This is a genomic window from Microbacterium lacus, assembly GCF_002812805.1.
Classification (GTDB): Bacteria; Actinomycetota; Actinomycetes; order Actinomycetales; family Microbacteriaceae; genus Microbacterium; species Microbacterium lacus_A.
In genome coordinates this window covers 246,066-272,148 of record NZ_NMUM01000030.1, presented here as the reverse complement: position 1 = coordinate 272,148, position 26,083 = coordinate 246,066, and the positions used below count along the sequence as shown (strand labels likewise).

The 26,083-nt window shown below is 67.3% G+C and carries 25 protein-coding genes and 1 riboswitch; of the genes, 11 read left to right on the top strand and 14 right to left on the bottom strand.

Annotated features, from left to right (window positions below; genetic code table 11):
* Positions 1–27 precede the first annotated feature (27 nt).
* From ribH to CGU34_RS11220, 6 genes are all read right to left on the bottom strand, one after another.
* A complete protein-coding gene (ribH, locus tag CGU34_RS11245; protein WP_100814142.1) occupies positions 28–510 on the bottom strand; it encodes a 6,7-dimethyl-8-ribityllumazine synthase in 483 nt (160 codons plus the stop codon).
* Positions 507–1,781 (bottom strand): bifunctional 3,4-dihydroxy-2-butanone-4-phosphate synthase/GTP cyclohydrolase II, encoded by a 1,275-nt coding sequence (locus CGU34_RS11240; RefSeq protein ID WP_036299292.1) that lies wholly within the window; start codon positions 1,779–1,781, stop codon positions 507–509. The genes ribH and CGU34_RS11240 overlap by 4 nt, the downstream gene beginning before the upstream one ends.
* Positions 1,778–2,425, bottom strand: coding sequence for a riboflavin synthase (locus CGU34_RS11235; RefSeq protein WP_100814141.1), 648 nt, complete (start codon positions 2,423–2,425; stop codon positions 1,778–1,780). Before CGU34_RS11235 ends, CGU34_RS11240 begins: the two co-directional genes overlap by 4 nt.
* A gap of 1 nt (position 2,426) precedes the next feature.
* Complete coding sequence (gene ribD / locus CGU34_RS11230) at positions 2,427–3,467, bottom strand: bifunctional diaminohydroxyphosphoribosylaminopyrimidine deaminase/5-amino-6-(5-phosphoribosylamino)uracil reductase RibD (RefSeq protein WP_100814140.1); 1,041 nt, start codon at positions 3,465–3,467, stop codon at positions 2,427–2,429.
* A 67-nt stretch (positions 3,468–3,534) separates the two neighbouring features.
* Positions 3,535–3,681, bottom strand: a riboswitch (FMN riboswitch).
* Between the two features lie 81 nt (positions 3,682–3,762).
* On the bottom strand, positions 3,763–4,638 hold the full coding sequence (locus tag CGU34_RS11225) for an Fpg/Nei family DNA glycosylase (protein ID WP_100814139.1): 876 nt from the start codon (positions 4,636–4,638) through the stop codon (positions 3,763–3,765).
* 39 nt (positions 4,639–4,677) lie between these two features.
* The gene (locus tag CGU34_RS11220) at positions 4,678–5,238 is read right to left on the bottom strand and encodes a GNAT family N-acetyltransferase (protein WP_100814138.1); all 561 of its coding nucleotides are present in this window, start codon (positions 5,236–5,238) and stop codon (positions 4,678–4,680) included.
* A gap of 357 nt (positions 5,239–5,595) precedes the next feature.
* Between CGU34_RS11220 and CGU34_RS11215 the strand changes: the two genes are divergently transcribed.
* Positions 5,596–6,360, top strand: a complete 765-nt coding sequence (locus tag CGU34_RS11215; protein WP_232711650.1) for an endonuclease domain-containing protein — start codon at positions 5,596–5,598, stop codon at positions 6,358–6,360.
* Between the two features lie 125 nt (positions 6,361–6,485).
* On the opposite strand, the gene trpS is transcribed toward CGU34_RS11215, so the two are convergent.
* From trpS to sdhC, 8 genes are all read right to left on the bottom strand, one after another.
* Positions 6,486–7,490, bottom strand: coding sequence for a tryptophan--tRNA ligase (trpS, locus tag CGU34_RS11210; protein ID WP_100814137.1), 1,005 nt, complete (start codon positions 7,488–7,490; stop codon positions 6,486–6,488).
* A 67-nt stretch (positions 7,491–7,557) separates the two neighbouring features.
* Entirely contained in the window at positions 7,558–8,406 is an 849-nt protein-coding gene (locus CGU34_RS11205) for an exodeoxyribonuclease III (protein WP_198517757.1), read from the bottom strand.
* A 52-nt stretch (positions 8,407–8,458) separates the two neighbouring features.
* Positions 8,459–9,703, bottom strand: a complete 1,245-nt coding sequence (locus CGU34_RS11200; RefSeq protein WP_232711649.1) for a YihY/virulence factor BrkB family protein — start codon at positions 9,701–9,703, stop codon at positions 8,459–8,461.
* A gap of 9 nt (positions 9,704–9,712) precedes the next feature.
* Positions 9,713–10,927: an MFS transporter gene (locus CGU34_RS11195; protein WP_198517756.1), complete on the bottom strand. Its 1,215-nt coding sequence runs from the start codon at positions 10,925–10,927 to the stop codon at positions 9,713–9,715.
* Between the two features lie 7 nt (positions 10,928–10,934).
* Positions 10,935–11,717 carry a succinate dehydrogenase iron-sulfur subunit gene (locus CGU34_RS11190; protein WP_036298416.1) on the bottom strand — a complete coding sequence of 261 codons (783 nt, stop codon included), beginning with the start codon at positions 11,715–11,717 and terminating at the stop codon, positions 10,935–10,937.
* Positions 11,717–13,522 carry a succinate dehydrogenase flavoprotein subunit gene (gene sdhA / locus CGU34_RS11185; RefSeq protein ID WP_051513470.1) on the bottom strand — a complete coding sequence of 602 codons (1,806 nt, stop codon included), beginning with the start codon at positions 13,520–13,522 and terminating at the stop codon, positions 11,717–11,719. Before sdhA ends, CGU34_RS11190 begins: the two co-directional genes overlap by 1 nt.
* A gap of 40 nt (positions 13,523–13,562) precedes the next feature.
* Positions 13,563–14,018 carry a succinate dehydrogenase hydrophobic membrane anchor subunit gene (locus CGU34_RS11180; RefSeq protein ID WP_036298414.1) on the bottom strand — a complete coding sequence of 152 codons (456 nt, stop codon included), beginning with the start codon at positions 14,016–14,018 and terminating at the stop codon, positions 13,563–13,565.
* The gene (gene sdhC, locus CGU34_RS11175) at positions 14,018–14,446 is read right to left on the bottom strand and encodes a succinate dehydrogenase, cytochrome b556 subunit (RefSeq protein ID WP_081766302.1); all 429 of its coding nucleotides are present in this window, start codon (positions 14,444–14,446) and stop codon (positions 14,018–14,020) included. The genes CGU34_RS11180 and sdhC overlap by 1 nt, the downstream gene beginning before the upstream one ends.
* A 178-nt stretch (positions 14,447–14,624) precedes the next feature.
* On the opposite strand from sdhC, the gene CGU34_RS11170 reads away from it, so the two are divergent.
* The 10 genes from CGU34_RS11170 to CGU34_RS11125 all read left to right on the top strand — a co-directional run bounded on the left by CGU34_RS11170 (position 14,625) and on the right by CGU34_RS11125 (position 26,067).
* Positions 14,625–15,737 (top strand): mannose-1-phosphate guanylyltransferase, encoded by a 1,113-nt coding sequence (locus CGU34_RS11170; RefSeq protein WP_036298413.1) that lies wholly within the window; start codon positions 14,625–14,627, stop codon positions 15,735–15,737.
* A complete protein-coding gene (locus tag CGU34_RS11165) occupies positions 15,734–16,720 on the top strand; it encodes a nucleoside hydrolase (RefSeq protein WP_232711648.1) in 987 nt (328 codons plus the stop codon). The genes CGU34_RS11170 and CGU34_RS11165 overlap by 4 nt, the downstream gene beginning before the upstream one ends.
* A gap of 185 nt (positions 16,721–16,905) precedes the next feature.
* Entirely contained in the window at positions 16,906–17,973 is a 1,068-nt protein-coding gene (locus tag CGU34_RS11160) for a BMP family lipoprotein (RefSeq protein ID WP_157811291.1), read from the top strand.
* A 104-nt stretch (positions 17,974–18,077) separates the two neighbouring features.
* Positions 18,078–19,574: an ABC transporter ATP-binding protein gene (locus CGU34_RS11155; RefSeq protein ID WP_100814134.1), complete on the top strand. Its 1,497-nt coding sequence runs from the start codon at positions 18,078–18,080 to the stop codon at positions 19,572–19,574.
* Entirely contained in the window at positions 19,571–20,842 is a 1,272-nt protein-coding gene (locus CGU34_RS11150; RefSeq protein ID WP_081766300.1) for an ABC transporter permease, read from the top strand. The genes CGU34_RS11155 and CGU34_RS11150 overlap by 4 nt, the downstream gene beginning before the upstream one ends.
* Positions 20,839–22,119 carry an ABC transporter permease gene (locus tag CGU34_RS11145; RefSeq protein ID WP_100814133.1) on the top strand — a complete coding sequence of 427 codons (1,281 nt, stop codon included), beginning with the start codon at positions 20,839–20,841 and terminating at the stop codon, positions 22,117–22,119. The genes CGU34_RS11150 and CGU34_RS11145 overlap by 4 nt, the downstream gene beginning before the upstream one ends.
* Positions 22,120–22,121: 2 nt before the next feature.
* The gene (locus CGU34_RS11140) at positions 22,122–22,523 is read left to right on the top strand and encodes a cytidine deaminase (protein ID WP_100814132.1); all 402 of its coding nucleotides are present in this window, start codon (positions 22,122–22,124) and stop codon (positions 22,521–22,523) included.
* Positions 22,520–23,842, top strand: a complete 1,323-nt coding sequence (locus CGU34_RS11135; protein WP_100814131.1) for a thymidine phosphorylase — start codon at positions 22,520–22,522, stop codon at positions 23,840–23,842. The genes CGU34_RS11140 and CGU34_RS11135 overlap by 4 nt, the downstream gene beginning before the upstream one ends.
* A gap of 31 nt (positions 23,843–23,873) precedes the next feature.
* A complete protein-coding gene (locus CGU34_RS11130) occupies positions 23,874–24,989 on the top strand; it encodes an adenosine deaminase (protein ID WP_100814130.1) in 1,116 nt (371 codons plus the stop codon).
* Between the two features lie 172 nt (positions 24,990–25,161).
* Positions 25,162–26,067 carry a hypothetical protein gene (locus tag CGU34_RS11125; protein WP_100814129.1) on the top strand — a complete coding sequence of 302 codons (906 nt, stop codon included), beginning with the start codon at positions 25,162–25,164 and terminating at the stop codon, positions 26,065–26,067.
* Positions 26,068–26,083: the final 16 nt, after the last annotated feature.

Here is a 26,083-nt window from a genome sequence, read left to right as displayed (position 1 = left end):
AAGGTGGGCCTCACCGGCGTGAACGGGTCAGCCCCGCAGCGCCTTCAGAACGAGGGCGGTGCGGATCGCGGCATCCGCGGCCTCATAACCCTTGTCTTCGCGTGAGCCCGGCAGGCCCGCCCGGTCGATGCCCTGCTGCTCGTCATCCAGCGTGAGCACACCGAAACCGACCGGCTTGCCCGTGTCGAGCGCCACGCGCGTCAGACCATCGGTCGCCGCGGAAGAGACGAATTCGAAGTGCGGGGTGCCGCCGCGGATGATGACTCCGAGGGCGACAACGGCATCGGCTCCGGCCTCGAGCGCCACTTTGCACGCCACGGGCAGCTCGAACGAGCCGGGCACGCGCACGAGGGAGTAGTCCGCACCGGACTCGTCCAGGGCACGCGTCGCGCCCGCGATCATGCCGTCGCTGATCTGCTCGTGCCACTCACCGGCGACGATCACGACGCGCAGCCCCGAGGCATCCGGCTTGTCCTCTGCCCGCAGGACGGGCGCTCCCTTACCGCTCATACGTCGTTTCCCGTCTTCATATCGGCGAATGCATCGGCGAGCTCTTGCTCGGCGATGAGGTGACCCATCCGGTCACGCTTCGTCTCGAGGTACTGGTGGTTGTTGGGGCCGACGCCGACCAGCAGGGGAACCTGCTCCACGATGTCGAGGCCGAACTCACGCAGCTGGTCGACCTTGTCAGGGTTGTTCGTCATGAGCCGCACACGCTCGATGCCGAGATCGGACAGGATGCCCGCTGCCGCGGCGTAGTCGCGGGCGTCGGCGGGCAGCCCGAGGGCGAGGTTCGCATCGACCGTGTCGAGGCCCGCTTCCTGCAGGCTGTATGCGCGGAGCTTGTTGATGAGGCCGATGCCGCGGCCCTCGTGACCGCGCATGTAGACGACGACGCCGCCCTTCTCGGCGATCGTGTCGAGCGCGGCGTCCAGCTGAGGGCCGCATTCGCACTTGAGAGACCCGAACGCCTCGCCGGTCAGGCACTCCGAGTGCACGCGTACGAGCGGTGCGTCCGCGATCTCGCCCGATACGACCGCGAGGTGGTCGGTGCCCGTGACGCGATCTTTGTACGCCAGAAAACGGAACGTGCCGTGATTCGTCGGCACGAGGGATTCGGCGCGCAGGCTGACACGACGGCGGTGCACGTTGTGCGTCTCGGCCTCGCGCGGCTCGTGTTCTTCGAGGTACGCGATCAGCTGCTCGATGGTGATCACGGGGACCCCGTCGCGCTCGCCGAGCTCCATCAGACCGGGCAGGCGCATCATGCTGCCGTCTTCGGCCACGATCTCGGCGATCGCACCCACCGGCCGCAGGCCCGCGAGGCGCATCAGCTCGACGGCGGCTTCGGTGTGGCCGCCGCGCTCACGCACGCCCCCGTCGACGGCGCGCAGGGGAAGGACGTGCCCGGGGCGGGTGACGCTCGCCGCCGTCGACTCGGGGTTCGCCAAAACGTTCAGGGTGTGCGCGCGGTCCGCGGCGCTGATGCCGGTCGAGATACGGTCGGCGGCGTCCACGCTGACCGTGTACGCCGTGCCCCGAGCATCCTCGTTGTGCGCCACCATGGGCGGCAGATCGAGCGTGTCGGCGATCTCGGACGGCATCGGGGCGCAGATGAAACCTGACGACCAGCGGACCGTCCACGCAACCCATTCGGGTGTCGCGAGCTCGGCCGACAGCACGACATCGCCCTCGTTCTCTCGGTTCTCGTCGTCGGCGACGATCACGGGTCGCCCGGCGCGAAGCGCGTCCAGGGCGACGGAAATGGGGGAAAGGCTCATCGTGAGCCTCCTTCACTTGGGGGTGTTGCGGGCGGTGTTGTGGTGAACGCGAGCATGCGCTGCACGTGGCGGGCGAGGATGTCTGTCTCGAGGTTGACGGCATCCCCGGGGTTGCGATCGGCGAGCGTCGTCGCCTCGAGCGTCTCGGGAATGAGGGAGACCTCGAGCCACTGTTCGGCGGCGTCCGGATCGCTCACCGCGCTGATCGTGAGCGAAACGCCGTCGATCGCGATCGACCCCTTGTCGACGACGAGGGGCGCGAGCGCCGCCGGCACGCCGACGCGCACAACACGCCAGCGTTCGCCGGGTCGGACCTCCAGGATCACGCCCTTTCCGTCGACGTGGCCCTGAACGACGTGACCGCCGAGGCGCGTGCCAACGGCCGTTGCGCGCTCGATGTTCACGGAGCGCCCGGGGCCGAAACTCGCGAGTGTCGACATGTCGAGCGTCTGACGCATCACATCGGCCGTGAACGAGGACTCGTCGCTCGCGACCACGGTCAGACATACTCCGTTGACCGAAATCGAATCGCCGTGCGAGGCATCCGATATCGCCAGGGGAGCGCGGACGCTGAGCCGCACCCCGTCGCCCGACGGTTCGACCGCCGTGACGGCGCCGATCTCTTCGATGATTCCGGTGAACATGTCAGTCGGTCCTTTCGTCGGGGGAGATGCGCGCGGGTTCGGCGATGAGCAAGACGTCATCGCCAAGTCGTTCGATGCTGGTGAGGGTCAGACGGCGGGCCTGCGTCATCGTCGAGACTCCGATGTCGCCGATCGCCGTCTTCTCGCCACCCAGGAGGACGGGGGCGATGTAGGCCAGCACGCGGTCGGCGAGACCCGAGCGCACGAACGCGCTCGCAAGTGTCGGTCCGCCCTCGACGAAGACACTCTGCACGCCTCGTTCGCGCAGGTCATCGAGCACCTGATGCAGGTTCTGGGTCCGGGCCTCGAGCACGCCGCGCGGATGCATCCGCAGCGCCGCATCCGCCGGCACCGCACGATTCCCGATCACCACGGGCAGGGGTTGAGATTCGGCGAGCTCGCCGTCGGCAAGCCGGGCTGTCAGGGCGGGATCATCGGCCAGAACCGTCCCGGTTCCGACCACGATCGCGTCCGCCTCAGCCCGCCGCCGGTGCACGTCGGCACGCGCGTCCGACCCGGTGATCCACTTGCTCGAGCCGTCCGCGGCCGCGGCGCGACCGTCGAGGCTCTGCGCCCACTTCACGGTCACGAACGGGCGGCCGAGTCGAACGACTGACAGCCACGAGTCGAGCATCTCGGTGATCTCGTCGGCGCGGACCCCCGACTCGACCTCGATGCCGTGGTCGCGCAAGCGCTCGGCGCCGCCCGAGGACGGCTCGGCCGGGTCGGCGACGGCGTACACGACGCGCGAAACGCCGGCTTGAATCAGAGCCATCGCGCAAGGGCCGGTGCGACCGGTGTGGTTGCACGGCTCGAGGGTGACGACCATGGTCGCGTCCCGGGCATCCTCGGGCGACAGGCGCGAGAGCGCCTCGATCTCGGCGTGCGGATTTCCGGCGCCCCGATGCCATCCCTCCGCGAGGACCTCGCCGGCCGGGCTCAGCACGACGGCGCCGACCTGAGGATTGATGCCCCGGGGACCGAGGAGCGCCAGCTCTCTGGCGCGGCCCATGGCCTGCCACTCGGTGTCGCTGTACGTCATCCCGGATCCTTCGATTCATCCGGGGTGTCGCAAAGAATTGCGCGTCGTCGACCGTCGGGACGGTCAACGCGTGCTGCCTCTCATCCGGACTCGCGTGGTTTCCCACGCATCACCGTCGATTCCGGAATTTCACCGGATCAGCCGCACCGCCGAAGCGCCGCAGCTCGCGGACTGTCACCGCCGGTTCGGATTCTCACCGACCCCGGAGCACGTTGTTCTTACTTGATCCTATCCAACGCGCTCATGCGCGTTTCATTCCCGCTCGGTGGGACCGGCGCGCCCGCCATCTCGCCCACTACTTCAGCAGCCGCGACAGGCGACGGTCGGCGAGCACCTTGCCGCCCGTTTGGCACGTGGCGCAGTACTCGAGCGAGTTGTCGGCGAAGAAGACGCTCCGCACGGTATCGCCACAGACGGGGCAGGCCTCGCCGCGTCGACCGTGCACGCGCATCCCGCGGCGCTTGGCGTCTTTCAGGTCGGCGGGTGGTTTGCCGGATGCCGTGGCCACCGCATCCTGAAGCGTTGTGTGCATCGCGTCATACAGCCCCTGCACGTCCGCCGCGGTGAGTGATGCGGCCAGCGCGTAGGGCGACATCCGTGCGACGTGCAGCACCTCGTCGGAGTAGGCGTTGCCGATGCCCGCGATGATCGACTGATCGCGCAGCACACCCTTGATCTGCGTCCGCCGGCCCTCCAAAAGCCCCGCGAGCGTCTCGACAGTGAACGCGGGGTCGAGGGGGTCGGGACCCAGTCGCGCGATGCCCGGCACATCGGCCGGGTCCCGCACCACGTACACCGCGAGCGACTTCTTCGTACCCGCCTCGGTCAGGTCGAACCCCGACCCATCGCCCAGCGAAACACGGATGGCGATCGGGGAGCGGCCCGGTTTGACGAGCGCGGTCGGAACGGCGTCGTACCAGCGGAGCCACCCCGCCTTGGCGAGATGAAAGACGAGGTGCACGGGTTCGTCCGCGGGGCCGCTGCATCCGATGTCCACGAACTTGCCGGCCCGATCGACCGAAACGACGGATGCCCCGTGCAATGCCGTGATCTGCGGGTCGAAGGTCTTGAGCGCCGCAATCTGCGCCACGGATGCCTTGACGATGCTCAGGCCGATGATGCGCCCGCGCAGAAACTCGACGAGTCCCTGTACCTCGGGCATCTCCGGCATGGGGCCCATCCTGCCACGGGGTGGCGCCGCGTGGCCCGCTCAGTCCAGCACGGGCCAGGGTTGTGGCCTCCGGTCGTCCGACGCGAGCAAGCCGGCCACCCACCCGTCGTGCCGACCGCGCACGTCGGAGAGTCCCTGACGCAACAGGCCCTCGTAGCGGAAGCCCAGCGCCCTCGCGGCGCGAGCCGAGGCGACGTTGCCGACGATCGCGCGCCACTGGATACGTGCGAGCGAGAGCGGCGCGGCGAACCCGAAGTCGATAACGCTGACGGCTGCCTCGGTCAGGTACCCGTTGCCGCGGGCATCCTTTGCCATCCAGAATCCGATCTCGGCGTCACCGCCCGGCTGCGTGGCGTGCAACCCGATCATCCCGATCCAGGATCCGTCGATGCGGATGCCCCAGGTCAACTCGCTCGTCGACTCCCACCAGCTCGCGGCTTTCCCGATGAATTCTTCGGCGTCGGCGCGTGTGTACGGCGAGGGCAGTGTTGTCCAGCGCGGCACTTCCGAATCCTGCGCGGCCTCCGTGATCGCGTCGACATCGGCGTGCGTCGGGATCGACAGTTCGAGGCGCGCGGTGCGCAGGGTGACGGGTTCCACCCCGCGACCCTATCTGCCCCGCGGCCGTACCCGGCCCCTGTCTCACGCGTCTCGCCGTCCTTAATTCAGTCTCGTCGGGGTGCGCTCCAGCGGGGTCCCGTGTCTTTCCGGGCCGAGCCCGGGGTGCGCTCTCACCCGGGACTGAATTGCGAACGGCGATCGTTTCGCAACCGCGCCGGACTGGGCAGTGCCCGTCCTCCCCAGCGAGGGTCTGTGCACCGTCATCCACCGGTTGCGGCAGACGGCCCGTGCGCCTACTCCCCGCCCCGCCAATCTCGACGCATGTGGGATGTGTGGACGCGCGCCGAGCTTCGCGCGAACGGAATGACTTCTCGAGCGATCACGGTTGCGGTGCGAATGCGTACGCTCATCCGCGCCCGGCGCGATAACTATCTCTCGGCCGACGCACCGGCGGAGCTCGTCCAGGCGGTGCGGGTCGGCGGACGGCTCGGCTGCCTCTCCCTGCTGAAAGCGCTGGGGGTGTTCGTCTTCGATGCCTCGGCGCTTCACGTTCATATGGAGCGCGGCGACAGTCGTATGCGTTCACCGCTCGCGGTCGATACGCCAGTGCCCCAGCGAGCCCGAAACGGGTTGGTGCTGCACTGGCACCGGTTCGTCGCGCCACCTCTGCGGGGCGCGGTGGATGTCGTCGATGCGACCATCCAGGCCATCCGGTGCCAGCAGCCGAAACATGCGATTGCGACACTCGACAGTGTGCTGCACAAGGCACTCCTGGGGCCGGATGACCTGGACTTCGTCTTCGCGGCGCTACCGAGTCGCTTCCGTGTGCTGCGGCGTTTTCTCGATCCGCGAGCCGAGTCCGGTCCCGAGTCGCTGGTGCGGTTGCTGTTGCTGCGGTTGGGCTGTGCCGTTGATTTGCAAGTGCCGATCGTGGGCGTCGGGTTCGTGGATCTCGTCGTGGACGGCTGGCTGGTCATCGAGTGCGACAGCAAAGCGCATCACAGCAGCTGGGAGCAGCAACGCAAGGACTACCGCCGGGATCTCGAGCTCGCGCGCCAGGGCTATTGCGTCCTGCGACTCACTGCTGAAGACATTCTCTACCGCGAGCAGGATGTGTTTGCAGCGCTCACAGGGCTTCTTCGACAGGGAACCGTGCGTTGATGGCGTTCACAATTCAGTCTGCGCGAGCGGCCCATCGAGGCCAGCCCGCGGAATCTCGCGGTCGGCACCGACGGATGCGGCCTGCGGACTGAATTGTGAACGCGGGTGAGTGCGCCCGGGCCGGCTCAGCGGCGGCGGAGCAGCCCGACGCGCTCGTACACGGCGTCGAGGGTCGTGTCGGCGACGGCTTCCGCTCGGTCGGCGTTGGCCGCAAGCACACGGTCGAGCTCTGCCGGGTCGTCGAGCAACTCAAGCGCCCGCGCGCGGACGGGCTCGAACTCCGACACCACGACGTCTGCGAGACCCCTCTTGAAGTCGCCGTACCCGCGCCCCGCGTACTCGTCCTCGATCGAGGGGATCTGACGCCCGGTCAGCGCCGCGTAGATCACGAGCAGGTTCGAGACGCCCGGCTTCTTCTCGCGGTCGTACCGCACCGTGCCGTCGCTGTCGGTGACCGCGCGCATGACCTTCTTCGCGGTCGCGGCCGGGTCATCGAGCAACCAGAGCACACCCGCATCCGACTCCGCCGACTTCGACATCTTGGCCAGCGGATTCTGCAGGTCGTAGATGCGGGCGGACTCCTGCTGGATCATCGGCATGGGCACGCGGAACGTCTCGCCGTAGCGTGCGTTGAAGCGCTCGGCGAGGTCGCGCGTCAGCTCGATGTGCTGCTTCTGGTCATCGCCGACAGGCACGACCGCGGTCTGGTACAGCAGGATGTCGGCCGCCATCAACACGGGATACGTGAAGAGACCGACGGATGTCGCATCCTGGCCGTACCGGCTCGACTTGTCCTTGAACTGGGTCATGCGACCCGCCTCGCCGAAGCCCGTCAGCGTGCCGAGGATCCACGCGAGCTCGGCATGAGCGGGCACATGCGACTGCACGTACAGCGTCGACTTGGCGGGCTCGATGCCGGCGGCGATGTACTGCGCGGCTGTGCGGCGGGTCTTCTCGCGTAGCTCGGCGGGGTCGTTGGGCTGGGTCAGCGCGTGCAGATCGACGACGGAGAAGAACGCATCGTAGGACTCCTGCAGATCGCGCCACTGCAGCAGCGCACCGATGTAGTTGCCGATCTGGAGGGAATCGGCCGAGGGCTGCATTCCGGAGTACAGGCGCGCTTTGCTCACTCGTCGATTCTAGGTTGCGGGATGCCTCAGCCCGGTCGCCGTCGCCCGGAGGCCGGCGCTGTCGGGTCTACCGGCCGAGCAGGTAGTCCACGATGACCGGCGCGTGATCGCTCCACCGCTCCGAGTAGGCGGCCGCCCGGGCGACTCGGTAGTCGGTGACTCGGTCCGCGAGAGCGGGTGCTGCCAGCTGATAGTCGATGCGCCAGCCGGTGTCGTTGTCGAAGGCCTGACCGCGATTCGACCACCACGTGTATGGCCCGTCCACCTCGCCGTGGAAGCGGCGCCCCACGTCGACCCATCCGAGCCCCGTCCCGACCGAACCGTCGACGCCCGTCACGGGCTCGCCGGCGTCGCCGAGGAACCGATCGAAGTACGCCCGTTCGCGCGGGAGGAACCCGGCCTTCTTGACGTTGCCCTTCCAGTTCTTGATGTCGAGCGTGCGGTGGCCGACGTTCAGGTCGCCCATGATGACGGCGAGTGAGCCGTCGGCGGCGAGGTCGGGCATCCGGCGCTCCATCGCGTCGAGGAATCCGTACTTGGCGTCCTGACGGGGGGTACCGTCTTCGCCGGAGTGCACGTAGGCGCTGACGACGGTCAGGCGCTCGCCATCGACGTCGATGTCGGCCTCGATCCATCGGCCGCGCGAGTCGACCGTCTCGTCGCCGAGCTCGACACGCCAGGCCGCGATCGGCAATCGGCTGGCCACGGCGACCCCTGAGCGCCCCTTGGTGAGCGACTCGTCGTGGACGAGGTTCCACCCGGGCAGCGCACTCTCGACGTGCGAGAGCTCGGCGCGCACCTCTTGCAGCGCCAGGATGTCAACGTCTGCCCGGTCGAGCCATCCAGCCATGCCGTTGCGCACCGCCGCCCGGATTCCGTTGACGTTGACAGAGGCGATACGGATGGGTCGAGGCACGCGATCTACTGTAGCCACGGCCCCCGACACGCTCCGCGCTACGCTCCGATGCTCAGTCGAGCAGGAAGCCGCGGGTTTTCGGCTCCGGCGGGGGATCAGCCCGGAGGCGTGCGAGCTCATCTTCGGCCAGGCGCACATCGCGGCCCGCGCGCCAGGAGCGATACCAGGGCGCGGTGTCGCGTGTCAGCCGTGCTTCGCGTAGGCGGACCTCCGCGGCCACGAGCAGCGCCCGGTACTCGTCGAGCCGCGCCTCTTCTTCCGTGCGCTCCGTCAGTGCGAGGTTTCGATCGGCGGCGCCGACCGCGATCCACGCCCCCGCGACCAGGATGACGATGCCGATCAGGCGGAACCACAGCAGAAACCCGATCAGCACAGCGAAGGTGGCCAGGAGAGGGTTCGAGGGTGTGTAGATCAGGAGCACACCAGCGCCCACCTGCAGCACGGTGATTGCTGCACCGCCGAGCAGGGCGCCCGGCCAGATCCGGTGCCAGGCGAGTGCCGCCCCCGTCAGGAACCGGAACAGTGCGGCCAGCGCGGCCCCGTTGATCGCGAACGAGACCAGCAGGGACACCGTTCGCGCGGTCACGTTCGACAGCACGCTCAGATCCCCGATCCCGAAAAGGGTGAACAGCAGCGTCAGGGCCCAGGTGGCGATGCCGCTGACGGCGAAGCCGACGAGAAGTGCGACGGCGAGGATCACGGCCGCGAGGAAGTCGCGGGCCTTCAAGAGGACGTACGAGCGGGTATCGAAGGGGAGGCCGAAGATATCTCGCACGGCCCGGCGGGCGTAGGTGATGAATCCGATCGCCGTCCACACGACGACGACGAGCGCGACGGCCCCCGTGATGCCGAGGGTCGTCGCCGTGGCGGTGGTGACAGACTCCACCTGTTCCGGGGTGACCAGCCCGTTCTCGCTGATCAGGTTCGGGATGTACTCGTTGATGATGTCGATCATCCGATCGATCGCCGCGGGACTCGCACCGATCCACAGCCCGACCACCGCGAACGCCAGGTAGATAACACCGAAGATCGCGAACAGCGACTGGTAACTCACCCCTGCCGCGAGCAGAAACCCGTTGTGACGCAGGAAGTGCCGCCATACCCGGATCGGAAACCAGGCGAGCGTCCGCCGGGTCAGTTGCGTCGCGCGTTGCACCGGCTCTTCGAGGTGGCGCCGGAGCGTCTCCTGCGCGGACTCCCAGCGTCCGGCGTCGTCGTCGTCAGTGCGGCCCGCCGCGCCCTCATCGTCCGGGCCGTCGGGATACACCTCGGGGTCGGACGATCGTCGGGAACTCACGCCCCCAGGCTAGCGACTCGGGTCGGCGCCGTCCGCATACGCCGAGGCGCCGGCGGATGACTCGGTCGCCGCAACCGCCCGACCGAAACGCCGGGCGAGGAACAGGATCGGCACCAGCATCAGGGCGGGAAGCAGGAAGGCGACGCCAAGTCCGGGGGCATCGGCGAGGAGTCCCAGCAGAACCGCCCCAAGGACCGCGCCGGCATAGTTGAACAGGTTGACGCGCGCGATCACCTCATCGCCCCGGGCGGGTGCGAGCGCCCCCGCGGACGTGAACGACAGCGGCACGAGCGCTCCGACCGCAACTCCGGCGAGAGCGAATCCGACGATCGCCGCGATCGTCCACGGGAGTGCCGCGACCAGGACCAGCCCCACAATCGAGACCGCCGTCGCCGTCACGACGACCGCGGTGCGCCCCCACCGTCCGGTCGCGCGGTCCGTCGTGAGACGCGTCACCAGGATCGCGACCTGGTAGGCGGCATAACCGAGCGGTGCGATCGCCGCACCGGAGACGAGATCGTCGTTGAGATAGATCGTGCTCCAGGTGCTGACACCGGAATCGAGGGTGAATGCCACCAGAATGACAAATCCGAACAGCCAGATTCCGCGACGGGGGAGCGGGATGCGCGGTCGTTCACCGACCGGTGCGGCGGCGCGGGCGCGGTCGAAGGCTCGCGTGCCGTTGGCAGCAACCGCGACCGCAACGACGGCGGCGGCGCCGAGCGCCAGGGCGGGGCCGATCGAGATCGCGGCGGATCCTGCCACAACGAGTGCCCCAACGATCGCGGCCGCGGTGTACGCGGCGAAGAAGGCGCCCATGATGTCGCGGCGGTAGCGACGCTGGATGAGCACACCCTGCATGGCGGCGGATGCGTCGACCGCGCCGAGACCGAGCCCGTAGACACCGAAGGCGGCCACGAAAACAGGCAAGGGCGGACCGAGTGCGATCACGGCGAACGCGGCGGCCTGGACGATCAATCCCGCGGCGAGGGCTGTCCGACTTCCTCGCCAGCGCGCGAGCAGATCGGCGACGACCGAGCCGCCGGCCGCCGTGGCGCAGACCAGCAGCACAATGAGCGACACCGCGACGTCGTCGATGCCGAGACGCCCCGTGAAGGACGGCAAGGACGTCACGACAACGGCATAACCGAGGCCCTGAGCCGCATACGCGGCGGTCACCGCAACACGTGACCGGCGGATCTCGAGGGGAGGCGCGCCGGTCACGAGGTGGCTACTTGCCGCGGAGGATAGCCTGCTTGACCTCGGCGATCGCCTGGGTCACCTGAATGCCGCGCGGGCAGGCATCCGTGCAGTTGAAGGTCGTGCGGCAGCGCCACACGCCCTCTTTGTCGTTCAGGATGTCGAGGCGCATGTCGCCCGCGTCGTCACGCGAGTCGAAGATGAAGCGGTGCGCGTTGACGATCGCGGCGGGGCCGAAGTACTGTCCGTCGGTCCAGAACACGGGGCACGACGAGGTGCACGCGGCACACAGGATGCACTTGGTGGTGTCGTCGAAGATCTCGCGGTTGACGATCGACTGCACTCGCTCCTTGCCCGGCTCGGGTGCGGTGTTCGAGATGAGGAACGGCTTGACCTCGCGGAACGACGCGAAGAACGGCTCCATGTCGACGATCAGGTCCTTCTCGAGCGGCAGCCCCTTGATCGCCTCGACGTAGATGGGCTGCGAGATGTCGAGGTCCTTGATGAGCGTCTTGCAGGCCAGCCGGTTGCGACCGTTGATGCGCATGGCGTCGGATCCGCAGATGCCGTGGGCGCACGAGCGGCGGAACGACAGCGAACCGTCGACCTCCCACTTGATCTTGTGCAGGGCATCGAGCACACGGTCGGTCGAGTAGAGCTCGACGTCGTAGTCGACCCAGCGCGGTTCGTCGTCCACTTCGGGGTCGAAGCGGCGGACGATGAAGGTCACCAGAAAGGACTGGATGCCCGTGTCGTTCACGACCTCGGTTTCGGCCTGGGCGTCGGTCGTCTCTACGACGAGCGTGGAGGACATCAGTACTTCCTCTCCATCGGCTGGTAGCGCGTGATCACGACGGGTTTCCAATCGAGCGAAATATGGTCGTCGGCCTTCGACGAGTGCGGATCGCCGGTGAGGTAGGCCATCGTGTGCTTCATGTAGACCTCGTCGTCGCGCTTGGGGAAGTCGTCGCGCATGTGGCCGCCACGGCTTTCCTTGCGGTTGCGGGCCGTCACGACGACAACCTCGGCGATGTCGAGGAGGAAGCCGAGCTCGACGGCCTCGAGCAGGTCGGTGTTGTAGCGCCTGCCCTTGTCGTCGACGTGGATGTTCAAGAAGCGCTCGCGGAGTTCTTCGATGACGTTCAGGACATGGGTGAGGGACTCGTCGGTGCGGAACACCTGCGCGTTCTTGTCCATCTCTTCCTGCAGCGTCTTGCGCAGAACCGAGATGCGCTCGGTGCCCGTTCCGGCACGCAGACCCTCGATCAGGTCGCGGACGGCGCCCGCGGGGTCTTCGGGGAGCGGCACGAAGTCGGCGGTTTTGACATATTCGACGGCGTTCTTGCCGGCGCGCTTGCCGAACACGTTGATGTCGAGCAGCGAGTTCGTACCGAGGCGGTTCGATCCGTGCACCGAGACGCACGCGCACTCGCCGGCGGCGTAGAGCCCCGGCACGACGGTGTTATTGTCGGCGAGCACTTCGGCGGCCACGTTCGTGGGGATGCCGCCCATCGCGTAGTGCGCGGTCGGCATGACGGGAACCGGCTCGACGACCGGGTCGACGCCGAGGTAGGTGCGCGCGAATTCGGTGATGTCCGGGAGCTTCGTCTCGAGCACCTCGGCACCCAGGTGCGTGCAGTCGAGCAGCACGTAGTCCTTGTGAGGACCGGCGCCGCGACCTTCTGCGACCTCCTGCTGCATACAGCGACTCACGATGTCACGTGGCGCGAGGTCCTTGATGGTGGGCGCGTAGCGTTCCATGAAGCGCTCACCACTCGCATTTCGGAGGATCGCGCCCTCGCCTCGGGCGCCCTCCGTCAAAAGGATGCCGAGACCTGCGAGCCCTGTCGGGTGGAACTGGAAGAACTCCATGTCCTCGAGGGGCAGGCCCTTGCGCCAGACGATGCCGACGCCGTCGCCCGTGAGGGTGTGCGCGTTGGACGTCGTCTTGTAGATCTTGCCGAAGCCGCCGGTCGCGAAGATGACCGCCTTGGCGTGGAAGACGTGCAGGTCGCCCGTCGAGAGTTCGTACGCGACGACACCCGACGTCTGGGTCTTGCCGTCGGCATCCTTCGATGTCAGCAGGTCGAGCACGTAGAACTCGTTGAAGAAGTTGATGCCGAGCTTGACGCAGTTCTGGAACAGCGTCTGCAGAATCATGTGACCGGTGCGGTCGGCGGCGTAGCAGGCGCGGCGGACGGGCGTCTTGCCGTGGTCGGCCGTGTGCCCGCCGAAGCGGCGCTGGTCGATCTTGCCTTCGGGCGTGCGGTTGAAGGGCAGACCCATGTTCTCGAGGTCGATGACCGCGTCGATCGCCTCTTTCGCGAGGATCTCGGCCGCGTCCTGGTCGACGAGGTAGTCGCCGCCCTTGACGGTGTCGAAGGTGTGCCACTCCCACGAATCCTCTTCGACGTTCGCCAGCGCGGCGGCCATACCGCCCTGCGCGGCGCCCGTATGGGAGCGCGTGGGGTAGAGCTTCGAGATCACCGCGGTCTTCGCGTGCGGACCTGCCTCGATCGCCGCGCGCATGCCGGCGCCGCCGGCGCCGACGATGACGATGTCGAACTGATGGTGGTGCACGTCGGTCTTGCTGTCGGTGCCGGTCACGGTCGTCGTCACAGGGGGTGCCTTACTGAGAGGGGTCGTTGGGGATCGTGCGTCAGGCAGCGGCCTGGCACGTCTCCCAGAGGGTGCTCGATTCGGTGACCCCGATGCAGGGGTCGAACGTGAAGACAACGAGGGTGCCGAGGATGATCAGGAATCCGGCCGATAGCCCGATCGCCCACACCAGCACGCGGCGCGCGGTCTGGTGCGTGACGTAGTCGTTGACGATGGTGCGCATGCCGTTGCCGCCATGGATCAACGCGAGCCAGAGCATCGCGACGTCCCACCACTGCCAGAGCGGGTTTGCCAGCTTGCCCGCGACGAATCCGAAGTCGATTCCGTGGATTCCATCGCCGACCATCAGGTTGGCGAAGAGGTGCCCGAAGATCAGGACGACGAGGATCGCGCCGGAGACACGCATGTAGACCCAACCCCACTTCTCGAGGTTGACGCCGCGGCGCTTCGGTCGAGCGTAGGGCGAACGGGGAGCGGCCAGGGTGTTGCTGGACATCACTCACCACCTCCCGCGAAGACGTTGATGAGATGTCGGGGTGTGAAGGCGGCCATCGTGACGACCCAGACCCCGATGACGATCCAGAACATCTGGCGCTGGTACTTCGCGCCCTTCGACCAGAAGTCGATCGCGATGATGCGCAGGCCGTTGAACGCGTGGTATGCGATCGCCGCGACCAGGACGACCTCGCCAAGACCCATGATCGGGTTCTTGTAGAAGCCGATGACGGCGTCGTATGCCTCGGGCGAGACGCGGATGAGTGCCGTGTCGAGCACGTGCACCAAGAGGAAGAAGAAAATGGCGACGCCGGTGATGCGGTGTAGAACCCAGGACCACATGCCCTCACGGCCGCGATAGAGCGTGCCGGCCGGGCGCTTGGAGGTGGTCTCTGAGATCGACAGTGCCTGGCGGGTGTCTGCGGACACGGTCGTCCTCCCTGATCGGTGCGAGGTACGGATGCGCCGGGCCGACGCGGCTCGAGCGCTACGAACATCCTATTCCCGCTCTGCGCGGGTGCGGCGATTAGGCCATCCTAACTATCTCGACATCGAGAAACTTTGCGCGGGTTCGATGGCGGGGGAGCGCCGCGGCTACCCTGACTGCATGGCACAACCGATAGAAGGCTTCTACGCCGTCATCCCGGCCGGCGGCGTGGGAAGCAGACTGTGGCCGCTCTCGCGCGCTGACGCCCCGAAGTTTCTGCACGACCTGACCGGTTCGGGGCAGACACTTCTGCGCGACACCTGGGATCGGCTCGCGCCGCTCTCGGGCGAGGACCGCATCGCGGTCGTCACGGGTCGCGCCCACCGTGCGGCCGTGGAAGCTGAGCTGCCCGGCATACCCGACGCCAACGTTCTGCTCGAGTCCGAGCCGCGGGATTCGGCAGCGGCGATCGGCCTCGCGGCGGCGGTGCTCTCGCGCCGTGAGCCCGACGTGATCATCGGTTCGTTCGCGGCCGACCACGTGATCCGTGGCATGCGGACGTTCGAGTTCGCGGTGCAGCAGGCCGTCGCCGTCGCGCGCGACGGGTACATCTGCACGATCGGAATTCAGCCGTCCGAGCCATCCGTCGGCTTCGGCTACATCAAGAAGGGCGACGAACTCGTCGTCGAGGGCGCGCCCGAGGCCGCCGCTGTCGAACGATTCGTCGAGAAGCCCGACCTCGATACCGCCAAGGAATACTTCGCCGACCGGTCGTACCTCTGGAACGCGGGCATGTTCATTTCGCGCGCCGATGTGCTGCTGGCCGAGCTCGAGCGCAACGAGCCCGAGCTGCACGCCGGGCTCATGGAGCTCGCCGAGGCCTGGGACGACCGCGACCGTCGGGGTCCGGTCGTGGACCGCATCTGGCCCACGCTGAAGAAGATCGCGATCGACTACGCCGTCGCCGAGCCGGCGGCTGAACGCGGCCGGCTGGCCGTCATTCCGGGGCACTTCGACTGGGACGACGTCGGGGACTTCGCCAGCCTCGCGAAACTGAACTCCCGTGGCCGGGGCGAACTCGCCATCCTCGGCGGCAACGCACGGGTGCTGGCGGATGCCTCGAGCGGCATCGTCGTCTCTCAGACCAAGCGTGTGATCAGTGTCATCGGCGTGCAGGACATCGTCATCGTCGACACCGAGGACGCTCTCCTCGTCACGACCAGTGAGCACGCGCAGCGCGTGAAGGGTGTTGTGGATGCCTTGAAGCTGAGCGGACAGGGGGAAGTGCTGTGACCCTTCGACAGGCTCAGGGACCGATTCCTCTCATCATCGACACCGACACTGCTCAGGATGACTGTGTCGCCCTGCTCATCGGTTTGCTGGACCCCGCCGCGGACCTTCGAGCGATCACGATGGTCGCCGGGAATGTCGGGTTCGACCAGCAGGTCCGGAACGCCCATCTGACACTCGCCGCGGCCGGTCGCCTCGGCGAGGTGCCCATCCATCTCGGCTGCCGTCGCCCCCTCGTCCGCGAGTGGGTCTCGGCCGAGAACGTCCACGGCGACGGCTCGGGCGGACTCTCAATCGACGAAGAGGGGCTCGAGGTCTCGGCGGAACACGGCGTCGACGCGCTCATTCGCCTCGCCGCAGAAAACCCGGGAGAGTTGCGCATCGTCGCCATCGGGCCGCTCACGAACATCGCGACGGCGCTGGTGAAGGATCCCGACTTCGTCCGGAATGTCGGCGAGCTCTACATCATGGGCGGCTCGAACAACGGGCGCGGCAACATCACCGCCGCGGCCGAGTACAACTTCTACGTCGACCCCGAGGCCGCCAAGGCGGTCTTCGCCGCGGGCTTCGACATCACCGTCATCCCGTGGGATCCGCTGACCCTCCGCGACGCCGTCTTCTCGCGAGACCGGCTCGCCGAGATCGCGGAGATCGGCACACCGCTGGCCGCCTTCTTCACGCGCATCGTCGAGACCACGCTCGCGTTCGACGAGTCCGTCGGCATCCCGGGCTCGACGCACCCCGACTCGCTGACGGCCGCGGTGCTCGTGCATCCGGAACTCGTCCTGCAGTCCTCGCGGTACGCCGTTGACATCGAGACCGCGTCGGACCTGACGCGCGGGTACTCCGCCATGTCGTGGGGCGTGCACGACCTCGAACCGAACGCACGGGTCATCGAGCGGGTGGATGCGGACGGATTCCTCGTATACATCCGCGAACTCCTCACTTCTGCCGTCGTCCCGAGCCGAAGCATCCGCGGCCTCTGACCGCGTGATTTCGCGCCCCCAGCGCTGTCCGGCGAACGCTCATGTTTCGGATCGATAGCGCTTTGATAACGCTTCGTGCGCGGAGGCCGTTGGCGGTGTCGAGAGTCGCGTCACACGACGTAACGTTTCTTTGTCTGTCCCGGCGCGGTTTCCTCCGCCCGGGGCTGAACCAAGAGAGGAATCCCGTGAAATCATTCACCCGCAAGCGTGCACTCGGTGCCGTAGCGATCGCCGGCGTCGCCGCCCTCATGCTCTCCGCCTGTGGCGCTGCGCCCGAGGACGAAGGCAACGGCTCGGCCGCGCCTGAGAACGACTTCCTGGCCTGCGCCGTCTCCGACGAGGGCAGCTGGCAGGACAAGAGCTTCAACGAGGCTGCCTACGGCGGTCTGGAGATGGCTGCAGAAGACCTCGGTATCGAGATCCACGACGCCGAGTCGGGAAGCCCCGAAGACTTCCAGCCCAACCTCGAGGCCATGGTCGGAGCGGGCTGCGACGTCACCTTCGCCGTCGGCTTCAACTTCTCGCTGAACGACGTCATGACCAACGTCGCGACCGAGAACCCCGATTCGCACTTCGTCTGGATCGACGGCTGGAACTCGGGCGAGACCAACCTCAAGCCCATCCAGTACTCGATGGCCGAGTCCAGCTTCCTCGCGGGCTACCTTGCGGCGGCGTACTCGACCACCAAGACGGTCGGCACGTACGGCGGCATGGACATCGACGCCGTCACCGTCTTCATGCAGGGCTTCGAAAACGGCGCCAAGTACTACGAGTCGGAGACCGGCACCCCGGTCACCGTCGTCGGCATGACCGACTTCGTCGGTGACTTCGAGAACACGGGCCTCGCCAAGTCGATCTCGGAAGGCCAGCTCACCGCCGGCGCCGACGTGATCTTCCCGGTCGCGGGTGGACTGTTCACGGCCACGGCCGAAGCGATCCGCGAGTCGGGTGGCAACGCCGTCATGCTCGGTGTCGACAAGGACATCGCCGTGACGCAGCCCGAGCTCGCCGACATCACGCTGACCTCGGTAGAGAAGCGCATGACGCAGGCCGTCTATGACGTGATCGCCGCGCTGGTCGACGGTGAAGAGTTCGACATCGAGCCCTACGTCGGCACCCTCGAGAACGACGGAACCGCGCTCAGCGGCTTCGGCGAATTCGACGGCCAGGTCTCCGACGAGATCAAGACCAAGCTCGACGAGCTGAAGGCCGGCATCATCGACGGGTCGATCGACCCGCTCGCTGCGATGTAATTAGGAACGATCACAGCAACAACGCACGAACACACGCCGGGGCGGCCGATCGGTCGCCCCGGTTTGTGTCGTCTGGGGCCGGTATCCGGCAGGATGGGTGGACCATGAAACTCGAGCTCCGCGGGATCACGAAGCGATTCGGATCCCTTGTTGCCAATGACGCCATCAGCATCACCGTCGAGTCGGGCCAGATCCACGCCCTCCTCGGCGAGAACGGCGCCGGCAAGTCCACCCTCATGAACGTGCTGTTCGGGTTCTACCAGCCCGATCACGGCGAGATCCTTCTCGACGACGTTCCCCAGCATTTCTCCGGCCCCGGCCAGGCGATGGCCGCGGGCATCGGCATGGTGCACCAGCACTTCATGCTGATTCCCGTCTTCACCGTTGCCGAGAACATCATGCTGGGCCACGAGCCGACGAAGGCGGGCGTCATCGACCTGCCCGAGGCGCGACGACGCGTCCGCGAGATCTCCGAGCGGTTCGGCTTCGACATCGATCCGGACGCGCTCGTCGAAGATCTGCCCGTGGGCGCACAGCAGCGCGTCGAGATCGTCAAGGCGCTCTCGCGCGACGCCAAGGTCTTGGTGCTCGACGAACCGACCGCCGTGCTGACGCCGCAAGAGACCGACGAGCTCATGGCGACGATGCGCCGCCTCGCCGAGCACGGCACATCGATCGTCTTCATCACCCACAAGCTGCGCGAGGTCAAGGCCGTCGCGGACAAGATCACGGTGATCCGCCTCGGCAAGGTCGTCGGCGAAGCGGAGCCCACGGCATCCACCGACGAACTCGCGGCTCTCATGGTCGGCCGCGACGTCGAACTGACCGTGCACAAGAACGAGCCGAAGCTCGGCGACGAGGTCTTCGTCGTCCGCGACCTGACGCTCTTCAGCGAGGGTGGTCAGCGTCAACTCGCCGAGGTGTCGTTCTCGATCCGCGAGGGCGAGGTCCTCGCGATCGCCGGCGTGCAGGGGAACGGGCAGACCGAGCTGACCGAGACGATCGTGGGTCTGCGCGAAAAGGCGCGCGGTTCCATCACGCTGTATGGCAAGGAGCTCGTCTCTGCCGACGTTCGCCACGTTCTCGAGAGCGGCGTCGGGTTCGTTCCCGAAGACAGGAAGGTCGACGGGCTCGTCGCCGAGTTCTCGGTCGCCGAGAACCTGATGACCGACCGCTCATTCTCCGGCCCCTTCACGAAGGGACCCTCGATCGACTTCGCACACCGCGACAGCTTCGCCGAACAGGCGATCACGGAGTTCGATATCCGCACACCCAACAGAGACACGCTCGTCGGCCGCCTCTCCGGCGGAAACCAGCAGAAGGTCGTGCTGGCCCGCGAACTCGGGCGGGACCTCAAGCTTCTCGTCGCTTCGCAGCCCACACGCGGAGTCGATGTCGGGTCGATCGAGTTCATCCACGAGCGCATCATCGAGGTGCGAGACTCGGGCGTTCCCGTTCTGATCATCTCGACAGAGCTCGACGAGGTCATCGCGCTCGCGGACCGCATCGCCGTGATGTACCGCGGCGCGATCATCGACATCGTCCCGGCCGACACACCCCGCGAACAGCTGGGTCGCCTCATGGCAGGAGTCACGGAATGAGCACGGCACAGGCTTCCCCGAAGGCCCCCACTCCCGCACCCGCCGATTCTCCGCGGCCGCGCTGGAACGACGTGCTGCACGACATCGCCGCGGGCGGCTTCGTCCGGACGATCGCGGCGGTCATCCTGTCGCTCCTCGTCGCATCCGTGCTGATCGTCTTCACGAACGACGACGTGCTCGGCACCCTCAGCTACTTCTTCTCCCGGCCCGGAGACTTCTTCGTGGCAGCCGGACAGGCGATCGGCAACGCCTACGCCGCGCTCTTCCGCGGCGCGATCTACAACTACAACGCGTCGAGCTTCGAGGCAGGCATCACTCCTCTGTTGGAGTCGCTCCGGTTCGCGGGGCCGCTGATCGCCGCAGGACTCGGCGTCGCCCTCACCTTCCGCTCGGGGCTGTTCAACATCGGTGGCCAGGGGCAGCTCATCATGGGCGCGATCTGGTCGGCCTGGGCGTCCTTCCAGCTGCACCTGCCCTGGGGAATCCACCTGATCGTCGCCATGATCTTCGGATTCGTCGGCGCAGGTCTCTGGGCGGGCATCGCCGGATTCCTGAAGGCGAAGACGGGTGCGCACGAGGTCATCGTGACGATCATGATGAATTACATCGCCGTCTCGCTCGCGACCTACCTGATGCGCACGCCCGTCCTTCACGACATGGATGCGGGCAACAACCCGTCGACGCGACCCCCCGACCCGACCGCGGTGTTCCCGCGCATCCTCGGCGACGGTTTCGACCTGCGGCTGGGGTTCATCCTCTGCCTCGTCGCCGTGATCGTGTACTGGTGGCTGATGGAGCGCTCGTCGCTCGGCTTCCGGCTGCGGATGGTCGGGCTCAACCCCGATGCGGCACGTGCCGCAGGCGTCAACGTCGGCCGGATGTACATCACCGCCATGGTGCTGTCGGGTCTGTTCATCGGACTCGCCGGCATGAATCAGTCGCTCGGCCGCGACGGCAACTTCGGGCCCAACATCGACGCGGGCATCGGATTCGACGCCATCACCGTCGCCCTTCTCGGCAGCTCCACCGCGCCCGGCGTCTTGCTGGCAGGCATCCTGTTCGGCATGTTCCGCGCCGCCAGCCCCACGATGCAGCTCGCGGATGTCTCACCCGAGATCCTCGGTGTGATCCAGGGTCTGATCGTCCTGTTCATCGCCGCCCCGCCGCTCGTGCGCGCGATCTTCCGATTCCTGCCCAAACAGCGGGAAGTGACGGAGCTGAACACGGGAGCCAAACCGCAACTCGAGGCTAAGGAGGGGGCGCAATGACCGCCGTCGCGCCCACCCCGTCACCCGTGGCACACGCCGTGCCGCTCGCGCCGCGCAAGTGGCGCACCCCGGTGCTGCTCGCAATCGTCGCCGTGCTCGGACTCGTCGCGTTCGGACTCTTCGGACGAGACGAGCCCGTGCGCTTCGTCTGGTCGAATGCCTCCGATGCGGTCGTGCTGCCGGCGCTGGATTCGACCTCCCGTCTCGTCGGTATCGTCATGGGCCTCATCGCGACGATCGCCGCCGCGGCCTCGTTCTGGTACGCCGCAAACCGCCGCAAGGTTCCGGTCTGGCTCATCCTGATCGTCGGCCTCGCCTTCCTCGTGGGGCTGGTCGCGTGGGTGGGGAGCGGCAGCAACGTGCCCGTGGTGTTCCTGCTGACCGGAGCGATCGCCCTGTCCACGCCGATCGTGCTGGGCGGGCTCGCCGGAGTTCTCGGCGAGCGCGTGGGCGTCGTCAACATCGCGATCGAGGCTCAGTTGCTCGCCGGCGCGTTCGTTGCGGCGTTCGTCGCCTCATCGACCGGCAACTACCTGGTGGCTCTCGTCGCGGCGATGGTCGCCGGGTCGCTGGTGTCCGTGATCCTCGCGGTGTTCGCCATCCGATACCTCGTCGACCAAGTCGTGGTGGGCGTCGTTCTGATCGTGCTCGTCAGCGCGATCACCAACTTCCTCTACTCGGCCGTGCTGTCGCAGAACTCCGCTGAGCTGAACAATCCCGGCACGCTCCCGCGCATCGCGATCCCGTTCCTCGCCGACATCCCGGTGCTCGGTCCGGTGATCTTCAACCAGCGGATCACGACCTACCTGATGTTCCTGCTCGTGCCGCTGGTGTGGTTCTTCCTGTTCCGCACGAAGTGGGGACTGCGCATCCGTGCCCTCGGTGAGCATCCGCAGGCAGCAGACACCGTGGGCATCAACGTCAACCGGTGGCGCTTTTGGACCGTGACGCTCTCGGGGCTGATCGCCGGTCTCGGCGGTGCCGCCCTCACGATCGGTGCCGTCGGGCCGTTCGTTCGAGAAATGAGCGCCGGGCAGGGCTTCATCGCGCTCGCCGCAGTGATTCTCGGTCGGTGGAATCCGTGGGGCATGGCCGCGGCCGCGCTGCTGTTCGGCTTCAGCAGCAACTTCCGGGTGTGGGCTGGCCAAGCCGGCTCCGCCCTTCCGCCCGACCTGATCGAAATGACGCCCTACGTCGTCACGATCATCGCGGTCGCCGTCGTCGCGGGCCGAGTGATCGGTCCGAAGGCCGCGGGCAAGCCCTACATCAAGGAGTGATCGTGACCGATATCGACTGGGACGAGCTGCGTGCGGTGGCAACCGACGCCATGCAACGTGCCTACGCCCCCTACTCGCGGTACCGCGTGGGTGCTGCGGCGCTCGTGAGCGACGGCCGCATCGTCTCGGGCTGCAACGTCGAGAACGCCTCCTACGGAGTCGGCCTGTGCGCTGAGTGCGCGCTGGTCGGTGACCTGCGCATGTCGGGCGGCGGACAGCTCGTCGCGTTCGTCTGCGTCAACAATGCGGGCGAGACGATCATGCCGTGCGGACGCTGCCGGCAACTGTTGAACGAGTTCGCCCTGCCGGGCATGCTGCTCGAGACCGTGTCGGGCATCCGCACGATCGATGAAGTCCTGCCGGATGCATTCGGTCCCCGTGACCTCGAAGAGGCTGCGCGGTGACCGCTGCGAGCAGCGAAGCATCCGGTTCCATCGAGGCATACGACGCGGTCGACGTCATCCGCGCCAAGCGTGACGGGGGAGCGGTGCCCGAGCCCGCGCTCCGCTGGATGGTCGACGCGTATACGCGCGGCTACGTCTCCGACGCGCAGATGTCGTCCTTCGCGATGGCGGTGTTGCTGAACGGCATGGAGCGGGACGAGATCCGCGTGCTGACCGAGGCGATGATCGCCTCCGGCGAGCGGATGAGCTTCACGGGTCTCGGCAAGACGACCGTCGATAAGCACTCCACCGGGGGTGTGGGCGACAAGATCACCCTGCCGCTGGCGCCACTCGTGGCATCCTTCGGCGTCGCCGTTCCGCAGCTCTCGGGTCGCGGCCTCGGACACACCGGCGGCACGCTCGACAAGCTCGAGTCGATTCCCGGATGGCGCGCGGCGCTCTCGAACGATGAGATGTTCGCCCAGCTCCGAGACGTCGGCGCGGTGATCTGCGCCGCGGGTTCGGGGCTCGCTCCCGCCGACAAGAAGCTCTACGCCCTGCGGGACGTGACGGGCACCGTCGAGGCGATCCCGCTCATCGCGTCGAGCATCATGTCGAAGAAGATCGCCGAGGGCACGGATGCGCTCGTGCTCGACGTCAAGTTCGGCTCGGGCGCGTTCATGCAGGACATCGATCGTGCGCGCGAACTCGCCCGCACCATGGTGGCGCTCGGCACCGATTCGGGCGTCGCGACGACCGCGCTGCTGACCGACATGAACACCCCGCTCGGCCTCGCGATCGGCAACGCCAACGAGGTGCGCGAGTCGGTCGAGGTGCTCGCGGGTGGTGGCCCCGCGGATGTCGTCGAGCTGACCATCGCGCTCGCGCGGGAGATGCTCGCGCTCGCGGGGCAGCCCGACGCCGACGTCGAGAGTGCGCTCGCCGATGGGCGGGCCATGGACGCCTGGCGCGCGCTCATTCGCGCGCAGGACGGCGACCCGGATGCCCCGCTCCCTACGCCGCGCGAGACGCACACCATCACGGCCGGGCGGGCGGGCACCGTGTCCCGTATGGATGCCCTGCCGTTCGGCATCGCCGCGTGGCGGCTGGGCGCCGGACGCGCCCGCGCCGAGGACGCGGTCGTCCACGCCGCGGGAATCGACCTGCATGTGAAGCCCGGCGACACCGTGTCGCAGGGTCAGCCCGTTTTCACCCTGCTCGCGGACGACGCGGCACGCTTCGACCGCGCACTCGCGGCGCTCGAAGGAGCGTGGTCGATCGGCGACCCCGCAGAGGTGGCCGAGCGCGCACCGCTCGTCCGCGAACGCATCACAGCATGACGCACGACCCACTCGAGAGGAAGGCGATCGCATGACGATCGACGCGAACGGCGACTTCAGGGTGCAGGGGGTCTCGGTGCGATCGCTGCCGAAGGTCAGCCTGCACGATCATCTCGACGGCGCTGTGCGCATCGAGACCGTTGTCCAGCTGGCCGAAGCGGCCGGGATCGATCTGCCGGGCGCGGGGGTGGACGGGCTCGCCAGCTGGTACGACGAACGCACCGACTCCGGCTCGCTCGTCGAATACCTGTCGGCGTTCGATGTCACGGTGAGCGTCATGCAAACGCGCGAGGGGCTCACACGGATCGCCCGCGAATTCGTCGAGGACCTCGCCGAGGACGGCGTCATCTACGGCGAGGTGCGCTGGGCGCCCGAGCTGCATGTCGCCGGGGGACTGAGCCTTGACGAGGCCGTAGAGGCCGTTCAGGCGGGGATCGAGGAGGGCGAGGATGTCGCGGACCGCTCGGGCCGGAGCATCCGCGTCGGCCAGATCCTCAGCGCGATGCGCCACACGGACCGTTCGCTCGAGATCGCCGAGCTCGCCGTGCGTCACCGCGAGCGTGGCGTCGTCGGGTTCGATATCGCGGGCCCCGAGGACGGCTTCCCGCCCTCGCGCCTGCGCGAGACCTTCGACTATCTCGCCTCGGAGTTCTTCCCCGTCACGGTGCACGCGGGCGAGGCGGCGGGCATCGACTCGATCCGGTCCGCGCTGATCGATGGTCGGGCGCTCCGCCTCGGTCACGGTGTGCGCCTCGCATCCGATCTGAACGTCGTCTCTCGCGCGGGCGATGAGGTCGCGGTCACGTTCGGACCGGTCGCGCGCTGGGTGCGTGACCGCGAGATTCCCCTCGAGCTCTCGCCGTCGTCGAACCTGCAGACCGGGGCGATCGAGGCGTGGGGCACGGAGCTGGCGGATCATCCCTTCGATCTGCTGTACCAGCTGGGTTTCTCGGTGACGGTCAACGTCGACAACCGCACGATGAGCCGCACGTCGCTCACGCGCGAGCTCGCGCTTCTCGCGCGCACGTTCGACTACGACCTCGACGATCTGCAGGCTTTCCAGTTGAATGCCGCGGCGGCAGCATTCCTCTCGGTGGAAGAGCGCGAGGAGTTGATCGAGCTGATTGCCGAGGGTTTCGCGGCCTGACCCGCGTCCGTTCGCTGAATGTCCCACCTTTTCACCTCAAGCTTCCGTTTGAGGTGAAAAGAGGGGACATCGACGAGCGGTTGCTTCCTCCACAGCGGCCCAGCGGCGCGTTGTGGGGTGCAGGTCGAGGCTCGGCGAGGTTCTGGCGACTGTCTGCGCGACAGGGTGGAGGATGCCTCGCCGTCGTTCGCCCATCGTTGAGCTCGCCGACCCGTTGTCGTTTCACGACGCTGTCGCGAATGGCATCGGCCGCCGCCGTCTCGCTTCGCCCGCCGTGGAACACCCGTTTTGGGGCGTCGTCCGGGAGCGTTCCGAGGAATCGAGCGATGACTCGTTTCTCGACAGCTGCCGGGCGTTCGCTGCACGGATGCCCGATCACCAATTTTTCTCGCACGGTACGGCTCTTCGGTTGATCGGTGCGCCGACTCCCTCGGGCGCGTCGGGCGAGATGCACGTCGCCGCACACCGGCCTTCTCGCGAGCCGAGGACGCGCGGTGTCGTCGGACATCGGCTGCAGGTGCGTGATTCCGCGACGCTGTGGGTACATGGACTGCGCGTCGAGCACCCCGTGCGAGCGTGGCGGCAGGTGGGCGGAAGGTGGAGTGCGCTTGCCCTCACCCAGATCGGAGACTTTCTCATCGGAGGGCGACGGCCGCTCGCTACTGTCGAAGAACTGCGGCACGAGCTGCATGTGATGGGGGGAACGCCCGCCCTGCGTGCTGCGCTCGTGCAGTTGAGAGTCGGGTCCGAGTCCCCGCGGGAGACTGAGCTGCGGTTGATCCTCACCGGTGCCGGACTACCGGAACCCGAACTCAACGTGAGTATCTACGGCGGGTACGGCGAATTCGTGGCGCGACTGGATCTTTTCTATCGCCGCTACCGCGTTGCCGTGGAGTATGACGGGCGGCAGCATGCGATCGACGAGCGTCAGTATCGCCGAGATTCCGACCGTTGGGACGCGATACGCGACGAAGGCATCCTGCACGTCCGCATCCTGAACCACCACATGCGAGACGGAGGCCGCCCGGCCGTCTCCCGAGTTCGCAAGGCGCTGATCGCGAGGGGATGGCAACCCTGAATGTCCCACCTTTTCA